The following is an 18,583-nucleotide window of genomic DNA, read 5'->3' as shown; positions in this document are numbered from 1 at the left end:
CCCACAGTGGGTCAGGGCTGCGCGGCGTCAACGGCGTGGGATCCGGCGCGGCCGGCGGGCGGCGGCTGCCGCTCGCCGGTCGTGAACCGCAGGATGCGGTCGTCCGCCGGCGCCGGCGTGCCATTGGCGTCGCGGTTGCTGGTGGCCACCCAGAGCGAGCCGTCCGGGGCTGCGACGACGGTACGAAGGCGGCCGTAGGCGCCCACGAGTTCGGCGACCGGGGTGCCAACCTGTCCGGAGGCCCTCACCGGCACGGTCCAGAGCCGGGTTCCTCGCAGAGCGGCGACGAACAGGGCGCCGTTGGTGAAGGCGACACCACTCGGCGACGCCTGCGCCGGCGGCCAGACGACCACCGGGGCACGGAACCGGGGGTCGCTGCTCGGGCCCTCCACGATCGGCCAGCCGTAGTTGCCGCCCCGGACGATGACGTTGACCTCGTCCCAGGTGGCTTGACCGAACTCGGTGGCGAACAGGCGACCGCGCGGGTCCCAGGCCAGCCCCTGCACGTTGCGGTGCCCGTAGCTGTAGACCGGCGAGCCGGGGAACGGGTTGTCCGCCGGGATGCCGCCGTTCGGCCGGATCCGCAGGATCTTGCCGTTGCGGCTGGCCAGGTTCTGCGCGTTGGAGGCGACACCGGCGTCACCGATGCCGGCGTACAGCAGTCCGTCCGGGCCGAAGGCGATCCGCCCACCGTCGTGCACCGACGCCCGCGTGAGCCCGCTGAGGATCAACTGCTGGGCCTGCGGCGTGCTGAGCCGGAACCGCGTGATCCGGATGTCGGAGGCGGTGGTGAAGCAGACGTACACCCACCTGTCCAGCCAGTAGCGGGGGGAGACGGCCAGACCGAGCAACCCCGCCTCGCCGCCGGCGACCACCCCGGGGATCCGGGCGACCTGCACGGGAGGCTGCCCTGGTCGTATCCGCACCACGGTGCCCAGGTCGCGCTGCGCCACGAGGGCGCTGCCGTCGGGGAGGAAGTCGAGCCCCCAGGGGACGTCGAGACCCGTCGCGACGACCTCCGGGTCGGCGAAGTCGAAACCGCCGGCACCCAGTGCGATGACCGGACCAGGCGTTGGCTGCGCCTCCGCCTCGGCCGTCACCGTGCCCAGCCCTCCGGTGACGAGGACGGCGACGGCCAGGACTGCTCGAAGACGCATGACAGCTCCTCGCGGGTTTGCCGCCGACCGGGCCGGGGGCATTGACGGTGATCCGGATTGCCAGTAGACCTTGGTGATGGAGGCCCCCTGATGAGCAGAACGCCGTTTTCGCTGGAAGAGTTGCGGGTCGCCGTCGAAGCCGGTGAGATCGACACGGTGGTGCTGGCCCTGGTCGACATGCAGGGCCGCTTGCAGGGCAAACGGTTTCACGCGCCGTTCTTCCTCGATCAGGTGGCCGAGCACGGCAGCGAGGGCTGCAACTACCTGCTCGCCGTGGACGTCGACATGAACACCGTCGACGGGTACGCGATGTCGAGCTGGGAACGCGGCTACGGCGACTTCGCGATGGTGCCGGACTTCGCCACGTTGCGCCGGGTGCCCTGGCAGCCCGGCTCCGCACTGCTGCTGGCCGACCTGACCTGGCTCGACGGCTCGGGTGACGTGGTGGCCTCGCCCCGGCAGATCCTGCGCCGGCAGCTCGACCGGCTGGCCGAGCACGGGCTGACCGCGTACGCCGGCACCGAGTTGGAGTTCGTGCTGTTCCGCGACTCGTACGAGGACGCCTGGCAGCGCGGCTACCGCGACCTCACCCCGGCCAACCAGTACAACGTCGACTACTCGCTGCTCGGCACCGCCCGGGTGGAGCCGCTGCTGCGCCGCATCCGCGTCGAGATGGCCGGCGCCGGGCTCACCCCGGAGAGCGCCAAGGGCGAGTGCAACCTCGGGCAACACGAGATCGCCTTCCGGTACGACGAGGCGGTGGCCTGCGCCGACCACCACGTGATCTACAAGAACGGCGCCAAGGAGATCGCCGCCCAGGAGGGGATGGCGATCACGTTCATGGCCAAGCCGAACGAGCGGGAGGGCAACTCCTGCCACATCCACTTCTCGCTGCGGGACTCCTCCGGCTCGTCGGCGATGCTCGGCGACGGACCGGCGCACCTGTCGCAGACCGGGCAGCGGGTGCTCGCCGGGCTGCTGGGCACCATGCGGGAGTTCAGCCTGCTCTTCGCCCCGAACATCAACTCCTACAAGCGCTACCAGCCAGGATCGTTCGCCCCGACCGCGCTGCGGTGGGGTGTCGACAACCGCACCTGCGCGCTGCGGGTGGTCGGGCACGGGCAGGGCATGCGCGTGGAGAACCGGGTGCCCGGCGCCGACGTCAACCCGTACCTGGCGATCGCCGGGCTGGTCGCCGGGGCGCTGCACGGCATCGAGGGCGAGTTGGAGTTGGGCGCGGAGTGCACCGGCAACGCGTACGACGACCCGGAGGCCGAGCGGGTCCCCGGCACCCTGCGCGACGCCCTGGCCCTCTGGGAGAACTCCACTGTGGCCCGGGACGCGTTCGGCCCCGAGGTGGTGGCCCACTACGCCAACCAGGCGAGGGTCGAGCTGGCCGCCTTCGACGCCGCGGTGACCGACTGGGAGCTGACCCGTGGCTTCGAACGCCTCTGACCACGTGAGGATGGGGGTGGCGGTGTGACGGTCTTGGTTGACCCGGCTCGCGGGGTGGGTTTTCGGGAGGTTGCGGCGGCCTCGATCGAGGACGTGGACGCGGCGATCGCCGCCGCCGCCACGGCCTTTGCGACCTGGCGTCTCGTGGGGGCGGGGGACCGGGCGCGGTTGCTGCGGCGGTTCGCCGCCGTCGTCGACGCCCAGCTGGACGAGTTGGCAGCGCTGGAGGTGCGCAACGCCGGGCACACCGTCGGCAACGCCCGGTGGGAGGCGAGCAACGTCCGCGACGTCCTGGACTACTACGCCGGCGCGCCCGAACGGTTGACCGGGCGGCAGATCCCGGTGCCCGGCGGGTTGGACGTCACCTTCCACGAGCCACTCGGTGTGGTCGGCGTGATCGTGCCCTGGAACTTCCCGATGCCCATCGCCGCCTGGGGGTTCGCCCCGGCGCTCGCCGCCGGCAACACAGTGGTGCTCAAGCCCGCCGAGTTGACCCCGCTCACCGCGCTGCGCCTGGCCGAGTTGGCCCGCGAGGCGGGCCTGCCCGACGGCGTCTTCACCGTCATCCCGGGCGAGGGTTCGGTGGTGGGGGAACGGTTCGTCAGCCACCCGGCGGTCCGCAAGATCTGCTTCACCGGCTCCACCGAGGTCGGCACCCGGATCATGGCCGGCTGCGCCGCCCAGGTGAAGCGACTCACCCTGGAGTTGGGCGGCAAGAGCGCGAACATCGTGTTCGCCGACGCCGACCTGGAACGCGCCGCCGCGACCGCGCCGGGCGCGGTCTTCGACAACGCCGGCCAGGACTGCTGCGCGCGGTCGCGGATCCTGGTCCAGCGCTCGGTGTACGACCGGTTCCTGGAACTGCTCGAACCGGCGGTACGCGCGGTGCGCGTCGAGGACCCGTCCCACGACACCGCCGAGATGGGCCCGCTGATCTCCGCCGCCCAACGGGACCGGGTAGCCGGTTACCTCGCCGGGGCGACTGTCGCCTTCACCGGCTCCTGCCCCGACGGCCCCGGGTTCTGGCACGCGCCCACTGTGCTGCTGGCCGACTCGCCGGCCGACCGGCACTGGCGGGAGGAGATCTTCGGCCCGGTGGTCTCGGTGCTGCCGTTCGACGACGAGGCGGACGCGGTCCGGCTCGCCAACGACACCGAGTACGGCCTCTCCGGCTCGATCTGGACCCGCGACGTGGGTCGGGCCCTGCGCCTGGCCCGCGCCGTCGACTCGGGCAACCTCAGCGTCAACTCGCACTCCTCGGTGCGCTACTGGACCCCGTTCGGCGGAATGAAGCGCTCCGGGCTCGGCCGTGAGCTGGGCCCGGACGCGTTGCACTCCTTCACGGACGTCAAGAACGTGTTCATCGCGACGGAGGAGTGACGCCAGTGCAGGGTCGGTTGCAGGACCGGGTGGCAGTGGTCACCGGAGCGGGCAGTGGCATCGGATTGGCCACCGTGCGGCGGTTCGCCGCCGAGGGGGCCCGGGCGGTCTGCGTGGACATCGACGCGGCGGCCGGCACGAGGGCCGCCGAGGAGTGCGGCGGCGAGTTCGTGGCCACCGACGTGGCCGACGAGTCGGCGGTACGCGACCTGTTCGACGGGGTGGCCGACCGGCACGGCCGGGTGGACATCGCGTTCAACAACGCCGGCATCTCACCGCCCGACGACGACTCCATCCTGGACACCGGCCTGGACGCGTGGGAGCGGGTGTTGCGGGTCAACACCACGAGCGTCTACCTGTGCTGCAAGTACGCCATTCCACACATGCGTCGGCAGGGCAAGGGCTCGATCATCAACACAGCCTCGTTCGTGGCGTTGATGGGTGCGGCCACGTCGCAGATCGCGTACACCGCGAGCAAGGGCGGGGTGCTGGCGATGACCCGGGAGTTGGGTGTGCAGTTCGCCCGTGAGGGCATCCGGGTCAACGCCCTCTGTCCCGGCCCGGTGGCCACCCCGTTGCTGCTGGAACTCTTCGCCGCCGACCCGGAGCGGGCCGCCCGTCGGCTGGTGCACGTGCCGATGGGACGCTTCGGGCAACCGGAGGAGATCGCCGCCGCGGTGGCGTTCCTGGCCAGCGACGACGCCTCGTTCATGACCGCCGCGCAGTTCGTTGTCGACGGTGGCATCACGGGCGCCTACGTCACTCCTCTATGAGGAGGAGGCCGCTGATCGGGGTCAGCGCGTACGTCGAACCCGCCGACTGGGCGGTCTGGCGGGGTGTGCGGGCGGTGCTGGTGCCGGAGGCGTACTCGCGGGCGGTGGCGGCCGCGGGTGGCCGGGCGGTGGTGCTGCCGCCGGACGACGTGGACGCGGACGTGGTGGCAGTCCTCGACGGGTTGCTGTTGGCCGGTGGCGCGGACGTCGGCCCGGTGCGGTACGGCCAGCCGCCCGACCCCCGTACCGAGGACCGGCCGGACCGGGACGCCGGCGAGTTGACAGTGTTGGCCGCCGCGCTCGCCGCCGAGGTGCCGGTGCTGGGTGTGTGTCGGGGGATGCAGTTGCTCGCTGTCGCGTACGGCGGCACTCTGCACCAGCACCTGCCTGACGTGGTGGGTCACGAGGCGCACCGCCCCGCGCCCGGCGTGTACGGGGCGCACGCGGTGCGGTTCGCGCCGGGCAGCCTGGCCGCCTCGGTGCTGGCCGGGGTCGATCAGGTCAACTCGTACCACCACCAGGCGGTCGCCGATCCGGGCCGGCTCACGGTGACCGGTTGGGCGGGAGACGGTGTGGTCGAGGCGGTGGAGGACCCGGCCCTGCCGTTCGTGCTCGGGGTGCAGTGGCATCCGGAGAACGAGTCGGATCCCGCCCCGATCACGGCGTTGGTGCAGGCCGCCGGCCGGCGGGTGTGACTGGGATCGCCCCCGCCCCTGGATGGCATCGGTGGCAGGATCGGCGCATGGGCAAGGTTTATCCGGAGATCGATGCTCGACTGCGTGACTTCATCGTGGCCCAGCCGCTCTTCTTCGTGGCGACCGCCCCGTCCGGGGTCGAGGGGCACGTCAACGTGTCACCGAAGGGCATGCGGGGCACGTTCGTGATCCTCGGCCCGCACCGGGTGGCCTACCTCGACTATCACGGCAGTGGGGCGGAGACCATCGCCCACCTGCGGGACAACGGCCGGATCACGCTGATGTTCTGTGCCTTCGACGGCCCGCCGAAGATCGTCCGGTTGCATGGTCGGGGCAGCAGCGTCGCGGTCACCGACGACGCCTTCGCCGATCGGCTCGGCGAGTTTCCCGCGCCGCCGGACGTGCACGCCGTCCGGGCGGTCATCACTGTCGAGGTGGAGCGGGTCAGTGACTCCTGCGGATACGCGGTGCCACTGATGGACTTCCGGGCCGAACGTGATCTGTTACTCACCTCACACTCCCGCCGCAGTGCCGATGATCTGGTCACCTACCGGGCCACCAGGAACGCGGCAAGCATCGACGGGCTGCCGGTCTTCTGACTCCTCAGAGCGTTCCGGCCACCGCCGTTCGGCGCCGCCGTCCACCAGCACTGTCCGGTGCCCGACGGCTCACGCGTACGTAACCAGCGTCCATCTGTCGTGATGCGTTACGTTGCCGGTCCGCTGGGGTACAAGTCGGAGCACGGCGGGTGAAGATCAACGGTCGAGGGGTACGGCCGGAGCGGGAGGCTGCATGAGCTCGGCCCAGGGGGGCGCGGACATCGGGCATCCCACCCTGTCCGGTCGCGAGACCCCGCCGATGCTGGCGGCCGCGTTCGCGGCCGGCGGCGAGATGGGCGAGCGGCTGGCTTCCTTCGACTGGTCCTCCGGCCCGCTGGGTGAGCCCGGTCAGTGGCCCCCGGCGCTCTCCAACGCTGTCGGCATGATGCTCGCCTCCAGCGCGCCGATCGTCATGTTCTGGGGCGACGAGCAGTTGGCCTTCTACAACGACGCCTACCGGCCGACCATCGGGGGCAAACACCCGGACGTGATCGGCCGACCGGCCCGCTTGAGCTGGGCGGAGACCTGGGCGGTGCTCGGCCCGCTGCTCGACAGCGTCCGGAGCACCGGCCGCTCCTACCGGGGCGAGGACCATCCCTTTCTGCTGGACCGTTACGGCTTCGTCGAGCAGACCTACTTCAACGTCTCGTACGACCCGATCCGGGGGGACGACGGCTCGGTCAGTGGCGTCTACTGCATCGTCAGCGAGACCACCGGGCGGGTGCTCGGCGAGCGTCGGCTGCGGGCGCTGTCCGAGCTGGGCGCCGAGCTGACCGACATCGGCAGCGCCATGGAACTGGGTCGCACCGCCGCCGGCGTGCTGGGCCGGCACCGGCCCGACGTGCCGTTCGCCCTGATCTATCTGGCTGACGACAACGACCAGCTCACCCTGGCCGGCTGCACCGGCACCACCCCGCCCGCCGCCAATGTCACAGCGCACTTGTTGGCCCGGCTGAGCGCCGATGACGCGCCCGCCACGATCGAGGTGGCCGCACTGCTCGACGCGTCGCCGGTCGACGCCGCCGACCAGGCCCTCGTGCTGCCGCTCACGGCGACCAACCAGACGGTCGGCGCGCTTGTCGTCGGCGTGGCCCGTCAGCTGCCGCTCGGCGACGACTACCGCGACTTCCTCGGCCTGGTCGCCGCCCAGATCTCCCGGGCGGTCGGCACCCAGCGGGCGTACGAGCAGGAACGGGCCCGCGCCGCCGAGTTGGCCGCGCTGGACCGGGCGAAGACCAACTTCTTCGCCAACGTCAGCCACGAGTTCCGCACTCCGCTGACCCTGGTGCTCGGCCCGCTGGAGGACATGCTGGCCGACCCGGAGCTGCCCGCCACCGAAACCGACCGGCTCACCATGATGCACCGCAACGCGCTGCGCCTGCTCAAGCTGGTCAACACCGTGCTGGACTTCTCCCGACTGGAGTCCGGTCGGCTCGCCGCCCGCTACCAGCCCACCGACCTCGCCGGTTACACCGCCCGGCTGGCCAGCACCTTCCGCTCGGCCACCGACCGGGCCGGCTTGCGACTGGTGGTGGACTGTCCGCCGCTGCCGACGCCGGTCTTCGTCGATCGGGACATGTGGGAGAAGATCGTCCTCAACCTGGTGTCGAACGCGGTCAAGTTCACCTTCGGCGGCGAGATCCGGGTGCGGATCCGGGCCGTCGAGGGCGCGGCCCGGCTGGAGGTGACGGACACCGGCGTCGGCATCGTGCCGGACGAGCTGCCGCACGTCTTCGAACGGTTCCACCGGGTCCCCGGGGTGCGGGCACGCACCCACGAGGGCACCGGCATCGGCCTCGCGCTGGTCCGGGAACTTGTCGAGATGCACGGCGGTGAGGTCGGGTTGACCAGCAAGGTGGACGTGGGCAGCACGTTCACGGTTACCGTCCCGTTCGGCTCGGCGCACCTGCCGGCGGACCGGGTGGCGGCGTTCGACCCACTGCCAGTGGGTGAGCCCGAGCAGGCCCGGCTCTTCGTGGCGGAGACCGCGCTGTGGGCCGGTGTCGCGTCGACACCCGAGCTCGACCGGCAGCCGGTGAAGGGCACCTCGGCTGGCCGGATCCTGGTCGTCGACGACAACGCCGACCTGCAGGAACACGTCAGTCGGCTGCTATCCCCGACCTGGGACGTGGTCACCGCGAACGACGGGCTCGATGCCCTGCCGCTGGCCCGCGAAGGCGGGTTCGACCTGGTTCTCACCGACGTGATGATGCCCCGGCTGGACGGGTTCGGGCTGGTGAGCGCGCTGCGCTCGGACCCGCGTACCCGGCATGTGCCGATCGTGCTGCTCTCCGCCCGCGCCGGCTCCGCGGAGGCCGTCGCCGGTCTCGCCGTCGGCGCCGACGACTACCTCACCAAGCCGTTCTCCGCGCAGGAGCTGATCGCCCGGGTCCGGGCCAACGTCGAGCTGGGCCAGCTGCGCGGGCAGATCATCCGCCGGCTCCGGGCGCTGGCCGACGCGGCGGTGGCGGTGAACACCGCCCGGTCCACCGCCGACGTGCTCCAGGTCGCTGCCCGGCACGCGTTGAGTCTCGCCGAGGCCGCCCGGGTGGTGGTCACCGCGGCCGAGGCGCGCTTCGAGGCGGACGGTGGCGGCAGCACCGCCGCCGACCCGTCCTTCGTGGCCGACCTGACCGGCACCACCGGAAAGCAGCTCGGTGAGCTGCAGGTCTGGCGGGCGGCCGGCGACGAGGCACAGGCCGACGACGCCGCGTTGACCCAGCTGGCCCGGCTCGTCGGGGTGCGACTGGAGAACGCCCAGCTCTACGAAGCCGAACACCGCATCGCCACCACGCTGCAGCACAGCCTGCTGCCCCGGTCGCTGCCCCAACTGCCCGGCGCCGTGGTGGCCAGCCGTTACCTGCCCGGCAGCGCCGACGTCGAGGTCGGCGGCGACTGGTACGACGCGATCGCGTTGAACGGCGACGAGTTGGTGCTGGTCATCGGCGACGTGGTCGGCAAGGGCGTCCGGGCCGCCGCGGCGATGGGGCAGCTGCGCAACGCGCTGCGGGCGTACGTGCTGGAGGGCTTCGGCCCGGGTGAGTCGCTGACCCGGCTCAACCGGCTGGTCGGCTCCACCGAGGGCCGCTCCTTCGCGACTGTGGTCTGCCTGCTGTTCACCCCCCGCACCGGTCGGCTGCGGTATGCGAGCGCCGGTCACCCGTCCCCACTGTTGATCACGGGAGGCGACGTGGCGTTCCTGCACGACCGGGCGCTCGGTCCACCGGTCGGCGCCCTCCCCAACGCGACGTACGAGTCGGCCGAGGGCGAGTTGCCGGCCGGCACTCGACTGCTGCTCTACACCGACGGGCTGATCGAGGACCGTCAGCTCGGCATCGATGCCTCACTGGCCCAGTTGCGCATCGACGCGGCCACCCCGAGTGAGCACGTGGTGGACCTGATCGACGCCGTCGTGGAACGGGTCACCGGACGGCCGCGCCGCGACGACGTGGCGGTTCTCGCCCTGGAGGCGGCGGAGCTGAACCGCTTCGCGCTGCGGCTACCGGCGGACCCGACCCGGCTCAGCGTGCTCCGAAAGCGGCTGGAGGACTTCCTCGTCGCGCACTCCGTCGGCGAGACCGACCTGTTCGACCTGACCGTCGCCGTCTCCGAGGCCGCCGCCAACGCCATCGAGCACCCGGTCCACCCCGCCGAAGCCATGATCAGTGTGGAGGTGGCCATCGAGGATCGGACGGTGACGGCCACGGTGCGCGACAGCGGGCAGTGGCGGGAGTCGACCGGCTCCGGCTTCCGGGGCCGCGGCCTGGACCTGATCAGAGCGCTCGGCGAACTGTCGGTACGGCGCACCGCTGAGGGCACCGAGGTGACGCTGCGCCGGCAGTTGCAGGACTGACGGCGCGCCCGGCTGCGGCCGGGCGGCTAGGCCGGGTCGAGCCAGCCCTGCTCGCCGAGGCCGGAGATCTCCAGCACCCGACGGACCTGCCGGGACGGGCGAACGGTGAGTCGCCCCGGAAACTCCCGGGCGAGCCGGACCAGGGCGTGGATGGCTGCCGAGTCGAAGAAGGTGACAGCGCTCAGGTCCAGAGTCATCTTTTCGGCGGGCTCGCGCAGTGCCGTCTGGAGCATCGTGTCCGCGGTCGCCATGTCGACCTCGCCGGCCACCACGACGTGGAGGTGGTCACCGTCGATCTCGGCGCTGGCGGAGAAGACGGGCGGTGCTCCCCCTTGATCCACGTTGACACCATGGCACAGCCACCCTGGCAGGGCAACAACCTCCACCGGGTGGCCGTGGCGCGGGTCACCAGCGGCCCCGGCGATAGGCTTGCGGCATGACCGTCCGTCCGCCGCTGACACCAGGCACGCTCTCCCCGATGCGACCGGTGCCACCCCAGATCGCCCGACCGGAGTACGTGGGCAAGGCGCGCCCGCGGGAGTGGCGTGGCTCGCACGTGCAGACGCCGGAGACCATCGAGAAGATGCGGCTCGCCAGCCGGCTCGCCGCCCAGGCGACCCAGCTCGCCGGCGAGCACTGCAAGCCCGGCGTGACCACCGACGAGATCGACAAGGTGGTGCACGAGTTCCTCTGCGACCACGGCGCGTACCCGTCGACGCTGGGCTACAAGGGCTTCCCGAAGTCCTGCTGCACCAGCCTCAACGAGGTCATCTGCCATGGCATCCCGGACACCACGGTCCTGACCGACGGCGACATCATCAACGTCGACGTGACCGCGTACATCGGTGGGGTGCACGGTGACACCGACGCCACCTTCTGCGTCGGCGAGGTCAGCGAAGAGGCCCGGCTGCTGGTCGAGCGGACCCACGAGGCGATGATGCGCGGCATCCGCGCCGTCGCCCCGGGACGCCAGATCAACGTGGTGGGCCGCGTCATCGAGTCGTACGCCAAGCGGTTCGGCTACGGCGTGGTCCGCGACTTCACCGGCCACGGCATCGGCGAGGCCTTCCACAGTGGCCTCTACGTGCCGCACTACGACAGCCCGCGCCCCACGGACATCATGGAGCCCGGCATGACGTTCACCATCGAGCCGATGATCACCCTCGGCACCTACCAGTACGACATGTGGGACGACGGGTGGACCGTGGTCACCAAGGACCGGAAGTGGACGGCTCAGTTCGAGCACACCATCGTGGTGACCGACGACGGCCACGAGATCCTGACCCTTCCGTGAGCGCGAGGAACGCAGCGAAGCGGAGTCCCGCAGTCGCGAACGAAGGGCAGGCGCCGTGACCGACACCCCAGCGGCGCTGCGCGAGGCGCACCACGCGGACGTCTCCGGCGGCTGGCTGCGCCCGGCCGTCTTCGGCGCGATGGACGGCCTGGTCACCAACATCGCCCTGATCGCCGGCGTCGGCGGCGGCGGGGTGTCGCCCCGCAGCATCGTGCTCACCGGCAGCGCCGGCCTCGTCGCCGGTGCCATCTCCATGGGCCTCGGCGAGTACACCAGCGTGCGTTCCGCCAACGAGCAGGTCGCCGCCGAGGTGGCCAAGGAGCGACGGGAACTGGAACGGCACCCCGAGGCGGAGGCCCGGGAGCTGGCCGACGCGTGGGTGGCCCGGGGCCTGCCCCGGGACCTCGCCACCCAGGTCGCCGAGGCGGTGCGGCGCGACCCGGAGGAGGCACTGCGGGTGCACGTCCGCGAGGAACTGGGCGTCGACCCCGACGATCAGCCCAGCCCGTGGGCGGCGGCGATCTCGTCGTTCCTGTTCTTCTCGGTCGGCGCGCTGGTCCCGCTGCTGCCGTACCTGCTCGGCGCCACCGAACTGTGGCTGGCGCTCGCCGTCGGCGGGCTCGGGCTGTTCGCCGCCGGTGCCGTGGTGGCCAGGTTCACCCGCCGTCCCTGGTGGACCAGTGGGCTGCGCCAGCTGCTGCTGGGCGCCGCCGCGGCCGGCGCCACCTACCTGATCGGCTCGCTGATCGGCGTGCCGGGCGGGCTGTGACCCGCCTCAGGTGCTGAGCAGCTCGTCGATCGTGCCGTCGACCGCACGACCACGGGCGGCCAACTCCTCGGCCTGCCGGGCCAGCACCACACCCACCTCGGTCATGTCCGCGCCGGCCAACCCGGTGCGCCGCACCGCGTCCCCCGGGTCACGGAAGTAGGTGCGACTCAGCAGACCGGTCACCGTGGCCGCCGCCAGCCGGGCCTCACCGAGCATCAACAGAGCTTGATCGGTCTCGTACCACTCGGCGAGCCGGGCCGCACGGGAGTGCGCCGCGCTGCCCCGGTACCACGCCTGGCGGGCAGCGGTGCTGAACTCCGCCGGCCGGGCCCGAGCCAACCGGCCGAGATGCTCGTCGCGCAGCGTCCGCAACCAGCCCGTCGGATCGTGCAACGCCTGCGTGGTGACGTACCGGTCGGCGGTCAGCGGCCAGAGCGGGGAGAGCACCCGGGCCTGGGCCAGGTAGTCCTCGGCGGCGGCCACTGTCAGATCGACGAGCACCCCGTCCACCCGCCGGGTCGCCGGCGGCGGGCCCGTCCCGGGTCGATAGGTGACCACCAGCATTCCAGCCTCGCGGTCTCCGCCGCCGTCGTCGTCCCCGTGCGCCAGAGGCCCGTGCACAGCGATTACGAGCGCATCCGCCGCGAAACGCCGTCGGACCGCCTCGGCGACCCGTTCCGCGACCGTCCACCGTCGATCGTCGAGGCCCCGGTCGACACCGGCCGGCTCACTCCTGGCGCTCACGGGACCACCTCGCCTTAACTACCGAGCGTCAGCCTAGCCAGCCGACGGCGGAGCTTCGGGCGCGCCGCGCCCGGTCGGGGCCAGCCGGAAAATGTGGATCTCCCGGCCACCGGCCCGCTGCACGTACGTGTGGTAAGCGGGCCACGCGGTGACCAGCAGCTGCCACAACCGGTCCCGTTCGGCGCCGGAGGCCCGCTCGGCCCGCACCGCGACCCGCCGGCCCTTCACGTCCACCTCGGCGGCGGGATCGGCGAGCAGGTTCATCGCCCAGCCGGGGTGGTGGGTCTGGCCCCAGTTGGAGCCGATCACCACGTACGCGTCGCCGTCGGGCACGTAGAGCAGCGGATTGCTGCGGGGCCTGCCGGAGCGGCGGCCCGTTGTGGTGATCAGCAGGGAGGGGAGCAGGCCGAGCGCGACCACCCGGCCCCTGGTGAGTCGACCAACCACCCGATCGGCCGGAACCAGCAGGCGCACGGTGGCGCCGAACCAGCGATGATGACCGGCCCGACGGACGACATTCCTGAGCACTGACACGCCGGTCAGTCTGCCGGCTGCCCGGCCCCGGCGGCACCCCCGCGCGGTCCCGTTTCGGTCGCCCGGCGGATCGGTCAGTCGAGCCGTCGTTCGATAGGCAGTCGGGCCCGGGTGAACAGGCCCGCCCCGAGCATCGCCACCACCGGCACCAGCACCAGGACCCCGAGCGCGGGCCACGGCACCAGAAAGGGGTACGGATCTGATACCGGCCAGTCACTGGCGTACTGCCGGTTCACCGAGACCAGCACGATCGCGGCGGTGCCGAGGCCGGCCACGATGCCGAGCACCGAACCGAGACCGGCGATGACCCCGGCCTGGCAGATCGCCAGCAGCCGACGTAGCGCCGGGGCCGCGCCGACAGCCGCGAGGGTGGTCAGCTCGGCGCGTCCCTCGGCGGCGGCGAGCGCGGTGGCGATCCCGGCCGCGCCCACGGTGATCAACCCGGCCGCCGCCGCGAGCAGCAGGAGCAGGGGTGAGACGTCGCGTGGGGCGCCGCCGTTCTCCACGCTCAGCGCGAGCGTCCCGAATGGCCGCAGGGCGGCGGCGAACCGTGCCTGTTGCTCCTCGTCGGGCGGGGTGGTGGTGCCGATCACCCAGCCGGTCTGAGACCAGCTCAGGTCGAGTTGCCGGGCGGCGGCGGTGGACAGCAGCAGACGGGACTGGCCGGTCGCCCGGGGCAGCGCGTACCCCGGAAGGTCGTGGACGGTGACCGGCCGGTCCGGCCCGGCCTCCACCTCGCTGACCCGGACGGTCACCAGGCCGTCGTGCAGGTAGCGCGGGTCGGTCACCACCACGCCACCGGCGCGCAGCACGGCCGTGGCGGCTGCTGTCGTCGCCGGGTCCACGCCGGTGAGCAGGGGGAGTGCGGTTCCGTCGTCGACTCCGGGTTCCACGTAGCCGCCGAAGTAGTCCGCCTCGCGGATCTGGCAGCGGGGATCGGCGCGGGCCTGCTGGCGCTGCGCCGCGGGAAGTTGAGCGTCGGGCTGCCAGGGGCAGGCCCGGGTAAGTGGGAGCACCGGTGCGATGTCGCAGTAGCCGGTGCGGCCCGCCCCGCAGCTCGGTGTCTGCACCGGGGCGACAGCGCCGACCCCGAGCTGGTTGCGGGCCGCGTCGGTGATCTGGGCCAGCGTGGGCTGCCCGGCCGAACCGACCGGGTTGACCATGACATGGCCGGTCGGCAGCGCCGGCCGGTAGGCGCGCGCCTCGCGGGCGCCGTCGCTGGCCAGGTATCCGCCGAGGGCGACGCTGCTGGCCACGGCGGCCATCACGGCGCAGATGGCCGGTGCCGCGGCGGCCCGGTTGCGGCTGGCATCGCGCAACGCGATCCGTGGTGCCAGCGGCAACACCCGGCCGAGGCGGGCGAGTGCCCCGAGCAGCGTGGGCGTGCAGCAGACCAGGCCCAACTCGCCGAGGATCAGCCCGGTGAGAACCACCGCTGGGGAAGTCCGGGTGGCCCCGAACGCCGCCAGCCCCGCCCCGCCGACCACCAGCGCCAGTCCGAGAGCCAACCACCGGCCCGGGGATTTCGCCGGGGTGCGTCGTCCGGCGAGCCCGGCGCTGACGTCCTGCCGGGCGGCGGTCCAGGCCGGTGCCAGCGCGGCGAGCACCCCGGCCAGCACCGCGACGCCACCGAGCAGGACCAGCGCGCTCGGCCAGCAGCGGTAGCCGCCGAAGCGGGCGCTGAAGACGTACTGCTCCATGAGCGGGCGACCGGCGAACGCCGCGCCGACGCCGACCAGCAGGCCGGCGGCGGCCCCCAGCACACCCAGCACCACACCGTCGGCCAGCACCACCCGGCGAAGCTGGGCGGCGTCCCCGCCCGCCACCGCTACCAGCGCCAGATCCCGTCGACGGCGACGGACTCCGACCGCGAAGGCCGGCCCGACCAGCAGGACGACCTCCAGCAGTCCGAGGCCGGCGATCAGGACGCCGGTGCTCAGATCGTTCGGGTTGTCCCCCATGACCGACCCGAGCCAGGTCCGGTCCGCTCCGGTCGCCGAGCCGATCCGGTGCCGCGCGGTGACCACCACCCCACTGTCGTTGAGCCGGGACACCAGCGCCGCGTCGACGGTGCCCGGCACGTCCGCCAGCCAGACTCCGTCCGGCTCCGGACCGGTCGATGGCACGGCTCCCGGGTGCAGCGCCACCACCGGTCCGAGGTCGTCGGGAAACTCGACCACACCCACCACTGTGTACGCCCTGCTGCCGTCGGCGGCGGCCACGGCGTGGCCGAGGCGCAGGTCCAGGCGACGCAGCGCCCTCGGACTGACCGCGACCTCACCGGGTTGCTGCGGCGCCCGGCCGGCCCGGAACCGCACCAGCCCACGGGCCAGCGGATCGGTGAGGTCCAGCACCCGACCGTTCACGACCTCGTCGCGGTGCGGGCCGCGCAGGGTCAGCGGGATGTGCGGACGCACCTCGGTGACCCGGCTGCCCGGCCCGAGCAGTGCGGTCAGCTGGGCCGCGGTGACCTTCGCGGGAAGCTCGCCCTCGCGGGTGTACCAGCCCTCACCCCACTCGTCCTGCGCCACCGGGGTATTGGCGATCCACTGCAACTGCGCGTCGGCCACGCCGAGCCTGCGGTCGACGCGTTCCTGTGGGGTCAGCTCGGCCATGTCGTAGCTCGCCGCCAGGAAGGCCAGCGCCGTCACCGGCAAAGCGATCATCGCGAGCACCAGGGCGGTCCGCCGCCGGGAGCGGCGTGACTCCCGCCGGGCGATCCGCAGCGCCGCCCGCCAGGAGCCGGTCAGCTCGGCGAACCGCCGCCGGCCGACCGGGGCAGGCTGGGCGACCGGCCGCGGCGTCACGGTGTCGGCCCGACCGCGGGCCCGCGTCGGACGGCGGATGGTCACCGCTCGCTGCCGGACAGCAGCTGCTCGACACTGCCCAGCGGTGCCGTCGTGTCGACCAGCACGCCGTCGCGGAGGAACACCACCCGGTCGGCCCAGCCGGCGTGCCGCGCCTCGTGGGTGACCAGCACTCCGGCGGCGCCCGCGTCGATCCGGCGGCGCAGCAGGTGCAGCACCGCCTCACCGGTCTGGGAGTCCAACGCCCCGGTGGGCTCGTCGGCGAGGACCAGCCGGCGTTCGCCCACCAGCGCGCGGGCGATCGCCACCCGCTGCTGCTGCCCGCCGGAGAGCTGGTCCGGGAAACGGTCACCCAACGCCGGTAGGCCCACCTCGGTGAGCGCGGCCACGGCCAGTGCGCGGGCCCGACGTCCGCTGGTCCCGTCGAGTTCCAGTGGGAGCGCCACGTTCTCCAGTGCGCTCAGACTGCCCAGCAGATTGAGCTGCTGGAAGATGTAGCCGATCCGACGGCGGCGCAGCTGGGCCAACCCGCGGCGGTCCAGGGCCCCCAGCGGTTGCCCCTCGACCCGGACCTCGCCGCCGGTCGGACGGTCCAACCCACCGGCGAGAGCCAGCAGTGTCGATTTGCCGGAGCCGGACGGCCCCATCACGGCGACCAGCTCGCCGGGCCGGACGACCAGGCTGACGCCGCGTAGCGCGTGTACCGCCGCAGGCCCGGCGCCGTGGGTGCGGTGGACGGCGCGTAGCTCCAGCACCGCGTCGTCCGATCCGCTCACCGTCTTGCCTCCTCGCCGGCCCATCGAGCCGCGTCCCGAGCGTCGGCGTCATCGGGTCGGGGAGGGGGAGGCGCCGGGCCGCTGGGTTGGTGCCGGACCAGACTGGTCTCGCAGTGGTCCAACCAGCGCACCTCGGCCTCGGCCTGGAACACCATCGAGTCCAGCACGAGACGCCAGGGAAGGTCCTCCGGCCGGTTGCTGCCGTACTTCAACCGGGTCAACTCCTGGAGGGCCCGCATCGTCGCGCTGCGTTGGGCCTGTACCACGGACCGGACGTCGACCCCGGGGGTGGTGAGGGCCAGCGCCAGCTTGATCGCCAGCTCGTCGCGGGGGCGGTCGGTACGGCTGATCGGGGTGGCGAACCACAGCGCCAGGTCCGCCCGCCCGGCGTCGGTGATCTCGTACGGGCGCTGCCCGGCCTCGCTCTCCGGCAGCGGGCGCACCAGACCGTCCCGTTCCAGCCGGGACAGCGTGGTGTAGACCTGCCCGATGTTCAGTGGCCAGGTCGAGCCGGTCGACTCCTCGAACGCGGCGCGCAGCTGGTAGCCGTACATCTGGCCGCGTTCGAGCAGGGCGAGCAACCCGTGACGGATGGACATGGCAACGGAGTATGCATACCTGGTATGCGTACCGCAACCGGAGTGGAACCGGCTCAGGTCGGCCGACCGGGAAACGGGACAGTCAGCGGGGTCAGCCCCGCAGTCTTCCGCCACCGGGTGGCCCGCACGGCGTAGTCGACCAGGGCGGCCAGCGCCTGGTCCCGGTCGGCGCCGGTGGTGGACACCAGGGCGGCCCGCCAGTGCGCGGCCGTGCGCTCCTCCACCTCGGCGGCGAGTCGCAGGGCGCTGGCCCGGTCGGTGACCGGGAACGGCAGGGCGTACCCGGCGCGGTCCGGCGGGACGACGCCGCCGGCCGTGGTGAGCTGCACCACCAGCGCGTCGCGCCGGCGTCGATGCGCGGCCTCCGCCTGGCGTGCCGCGTCCCGTGCCGCTCCGTTGAGCCGGACACCGATCCGGCCGTAGGCGTAGATGGCCGCGTACTCGGCGGACAGGGCGGAGGCGAGTGCCTCCCCGGCGGACGGCTGCCTCACTTCAGTGCCTCCTGGTGAGTTGCCCGGGCGGCGACGATCGACCCGAGCAGTGCCGCCCGCTCCGCGGGCGCCGCGGCGCAGGCGGCGGTGGCGGACTGCTGGGCGGTCTTCTCCAGCGCCCGCAGGGCGGCGCGCGCGCCGTTGGGATCGGCGGCCGGGGCGGTGGTCGGGGCGGCGGAGGCCGCCGACGGCAGCGTCACGCCGATCACCCGGGCCAGCTCGGTGGCGTGCGTGGTGTGCGTCTCGGCGATCGGGTTGAGCCGGTCGGCGAGCTCGGGATGGGCGGTCGCGCTCGCCCGGTACGCGGCGGCCAGCGCGAGTGATTCGTCCACCATCGGCCGCAGCGGGTCGGGCGGTGGGGCTGGTTGATCGTCGCGGTCGAAAAGATCACAGCCGGTCAGCGGCGTCACGGCACCGCCGAGCACCAACAGCGCCCCGGTACTCAGGAGCTTTCGCCGGGAATGTCCGGATGATTGGTCGCGCTGTGTCGTTCTGCCGATCCCCACCGGCCAAGTCAACACCATCCGTGCCGCTCCGGGGGTCACCGGCGTCGGTGCGCCGCCCGGTCCGCCGCCGGGCAGGCGCGTTACGCTCTGCGCAACCACCGGCGTGTCCACTCCGGTGGCGTGCCGGCATGGCGGGACCAGCGGTCCCCGT

The 18,583-nt window shown here is 72.7% G+C and carries 17 protein-coding genes; 8 read left to right on the top strand and 9 right to left on the bottom strand.

What is annotated here, in order from left to right; genetic code table 11:
• Nucleotides 1-11 precede the first annotated feature (11 nt).
• Nucleotides 12-1,157, bottom strand: a complete 1,146-nt coding sequence (locus ABZ794_RS13475) for a PQQ-dependent sugar dehydrogenase (protein WP_210784708.1) — start codon at nt 1,155-1,157, stop codon at nt 12-14.
• Nucleotides 1,158-1,247: 90 nt separating this feature from the next.
• Between ABZ794_RS13475 and ABZ794_RS13470 the strand changes: the two genes are divergently transcribed.
• From ABZ794_RS13470 to ABZ794_RS13445, 6 genes are all read left to right on the top strand, one after another.
• Complete coding sequence (locus tag ABZ794_RS13470) at nt 1,248-2,612, top strand: glutamine synthetase family protein (protein ID WP_282102838.1); 1,365 nt, start codon at nt 1,248-1,250, stop codon at nt 2,610-2,612.
• Between the two features lie 24 nt (nt 2,613-2,636).
• Nucleotides 2,637-3,992: an aldehyde dehydrogenase family protein gene (locus tag ABZ794_RS13465; protein WP_210784709.1), complete on the top strand. Its 1,356-nt coding sequence runs from the start codon at nt 2,637-2,639 to the stop codon at nt 3,990-3,992.
• Between the two features lie 5 nt (nt 3,993-3,997).
• Complete coding sequence (locus ABZ794_RS13460; RefSeq protein WP_357515687.1) at nt 3,998-4,765, top strand: 3-oxoacyl-ACP reductase; 768 nt, start codon at nt 3,998-4,000, stop codon at nt 4,763-4,765.
• Nucleotides 4,762-5,460, top strand: a complete 699-nt coding sequence (locus ABZ794_RS13455; protein ID WP_210784711.1) for a gamma-glutamyl-gamma-aminobutyrate hydrolase family protein — start codon at nt 4,762-4,764, stop codon at nt 5,458-5,460. Before ABZ794_RS13460 ends, ABZ794_RS13455 begins: the two co-directional genes overlap by 4 nt.
• A gap of 47 nt (nt 5,461-5,507) precedes the next feature.
• Nucleotides 5,508-6,059, top strand: coding sequence for a pyridoxamine 5'-phosphate oxidase family protein (locus ABZ794_RS13450; protein ID WP_210784712.1), 552 nt, complete (start codon nt 5,508-5,510; stop codon nt 6,057-6,059).
• A gap of 193 nt (nt 6,060-6,252) precedes the next feature.
• Entirely contained in the window at nt 6,253-9,912 is a 3,660-nt protein-coding gene (locus ABZ794_RS13445; RefSeq protein ID WP_357515684.1) for a SpoIIE family protein phosphatase, read from the top strand.
• A gap of 26 nt (nt 9,913-9,938) precedes the next feature.
• Here ABZ794_RS13445 and ABZ794_RS13440 read toward each other — a convergent pair whose 3' ends face one another.
• Entirely contained in the window at nt 9,939-10,253 is a 315-nt protein-coding gene (locus ABZ794_RS13440; RefSeq protein WP_210784714.1) for an STAS domain-containing protein, read from the bottom strand.
• A 95-nt stretch (nt 10,254-10,348) separates the two neighbouring features.
• On the opposite strand from ABZ794_RS13440, the gene map reads away from it, so the two are divergent.
• Together map and ABZ794_RS13430 are read left to right on the top strand one after the other, a co-directional pair.
• Nucleotides 10,349-11,206: a type I methionyl aminopeptidase gene (gene map, locus ABZ794_RS13435; protein ID WP_112586528.1), complete on the top strand. Its 858-nt coding sequence runs from the start codon at nt 10,349-10,351 to the stop codon at nt 11,204-11,206.
• Nucleotides 11,207-11,261: 55 nt separating this feature from the next.
• Nucleotides 11,262-11,975: a VIT1/CCC1 transporter family protein gene (locus ABZ794_RS13430; protein WP_210784715.1), complete on the top strand. Its 714-nt coding sequence runs from the start codon at nt 11,262-11,264 to the stop codon at nt 11,973-11,975.
• Between the two features lie 6 nt (nt 11,976-11,981).
• Here the strand turns inward: ABZ794_RS13430 and ABZ794_RS13425 are convergent, their stop codons facing one another.
• From ABZ794_RS13425 to ABZ794_RS13395, 7 genes are all read right to left on the bottom strand, one after another.
• Nucleotides 11,982-12,719 (bottom strand): nucleotidyltransferase domain-containing protein, encoded by a 738-nt coding sequence (locus ABZ794_RS13425; RefSeq protein ID WP_210784716.1) that lies wholly within the window; start codon nt 12,717-12,719, stop codon nt 11,982-11,984.
• Between the two features lie 33 nt (nt 12,720-12,752).
• The gene (locus ABZ794_RS13420; RefSeq protein WP_210784717.1) at nt 12,753-13,253 is read right to left on the bottom strand and encodes a nitroreductase/quinone reductase family protein; all 501 of its coding nucleotides are present in this window, start codon (nt 13,251-13,253) and stop codon (nt 12,753-12,755) included.
• A 74-nt stretch (nt 13,254-13,327) separates the two neighbouring features.
• Nucleotides 13,328-16,105 carry an FtsX-like permease family protein gene (locus ABZ794_RS13415; RefSeq protein WP_357515681.1) on the bottom strand — a complete coding sequence of 926 codons (2,778 nt, stop codon included), beginning with the start codon at nt 16,103-16,105 and terminating at the stop codon, nt 13,328-13,330.
• Entirely contained in the window at nt 16,102-16,860 is a 759-nt protein-coding gene (locus tag ABZ794_RS13410) for an ABC transporter ATP-binding protein (RefSeq protein ID WP_210784719.1), read from the bottom strand. Before ABZ794_RS13410 ends, ABZ794_RS13415 begins: the two co-directional genes overlap by 4 nt.
• Nucleotides 16,833-17,435 carry a PadR family transcriptional regulator gene (locus tag ABZ794_RS13405; protein ID WP_210784720.1) on the bottom strand — a complete coding sequence of 201 codons (603 nt, stop codon included), beginning with the start codon at nt 17,433-17,435 and terminating at the stop codon, nt 16,833-16,835. The genes ABZ794_RS13410 and ABZ794_RS13405 overlap by 28 nt, the downstream gene beginning before the upstream one ends.
• Nucleotides 17,436-17,488: 53 nt before the next feature.
• The gene (locus ABZ794_RS13400) at nt 17,489-17,926 is read right to left on the bottom strand and encodes a ferritin-like domain-containing protein (protein ID WP_210784721.1); all 438 of its coding nucleotides are present in this window, start codon (nt 17,924-17,926) and stop codon (nt 17,489-17,491) included.
• Nucleotides 17,923-18,450 (bottom strand): hypothetical protein, encoded by a 528-nt coding sequence (locus ABZ794_RS13395; protein ID WP_238689756.1) that lies wholly within the window; start codon nt 18,448-18,450, stop codon nt 17,923-17,925. The genes ABZ794_RS13400 and ABZ794_RS13395 overlap by 4 nt, the downstream gene beginning before the upstream one ends.
• Nucleotides 18,451-18,583 lie beyond the last annotated feature (133 nt).

It is taken from the genome of Micromonospora sp. NPDC047187 (assembly GCF_040643355.1).
Taxonomy (GTDB): Bacteria; Actinomycetota; Actinomycetes; order Mycobacteriales; family Micromonosporaceae; genus Micromonospora; species Micromonospora salmantinae.
The sequence above is the reverse complement of the archived record's forward strand: the minus strand, read 5'-3'. Positions and strand labels throughout refer to the sequence as shown.

Excerpts from the sequence above, each read along its gene's own strand:
- ABZ794_RS13475 (WP_210784708.1), bottom strand. The coding sequence starts at position 1,157 with ATGCGTCTTCGAGCAGTCCTGGCCGTCGCCGTCCTCGTCACCGGAGGG.
- ABZ794_RS13470 (WP_282102838.1), top strand. The coding sequence starts at position 1,248 with ATGAGCAGAACGCCGTTTTCGCTGGAAGAGTTGCGGGTCGCCGTCGAA.
- ABZ794_RS13455 (WP_210784711.1), top strand. The coding sequence starts at position 4,762 with ATGAGGAGGAGGCCGCTGATCGGGGTCAGCGCGTACGTCGAACCCGCC.
- ABZ794_RS13450 (WP_210784712.1), top strand. The coding sequence starts at position 5,508 with ATGGGCAAGGTTTATCCGGAGATCGATGCTCGACTGCGTGACTTCATC.
- ABZ794_RS13445 (WP_357515684.1), top strand. The coding sequence starts at position 6,253 with ATGAGCTCGGCCCAGGGGGGCGCGGACATCGGGCATCCCACCCTGTCC.
- map (WP_112586528.1), top strand. The coding sequence starts at position 10,349 with ATGACCGTCCGTCCGCCGCTGACACCAGGCACGCTCTCCCCGATGCGA.
- ABZ794_RS13410 (WP_210784719.1), bottom strand. The coding sequence starts at position 16,860 with ATGGGCCGGCGAGGAGGCAAGACGGTGAGCGGATCGGACGACGCGGTG.
- ABZ794_RS13405 (WP_210784720.1), bottom strand. The coding sequence starts at position 17,435 with ATGTCCATCCGTCACGGGTTGCTCGCCCTGCTCGAACGCGGCCAGATG.
- ABZ794_RS13395 (WP_238689756.1), bottom strand. The coding sequence starts at position 18,450 with ATGGTGTTGACTTGGCCGGTGGGGATCGGCAGAACGACACAGCGCGAC.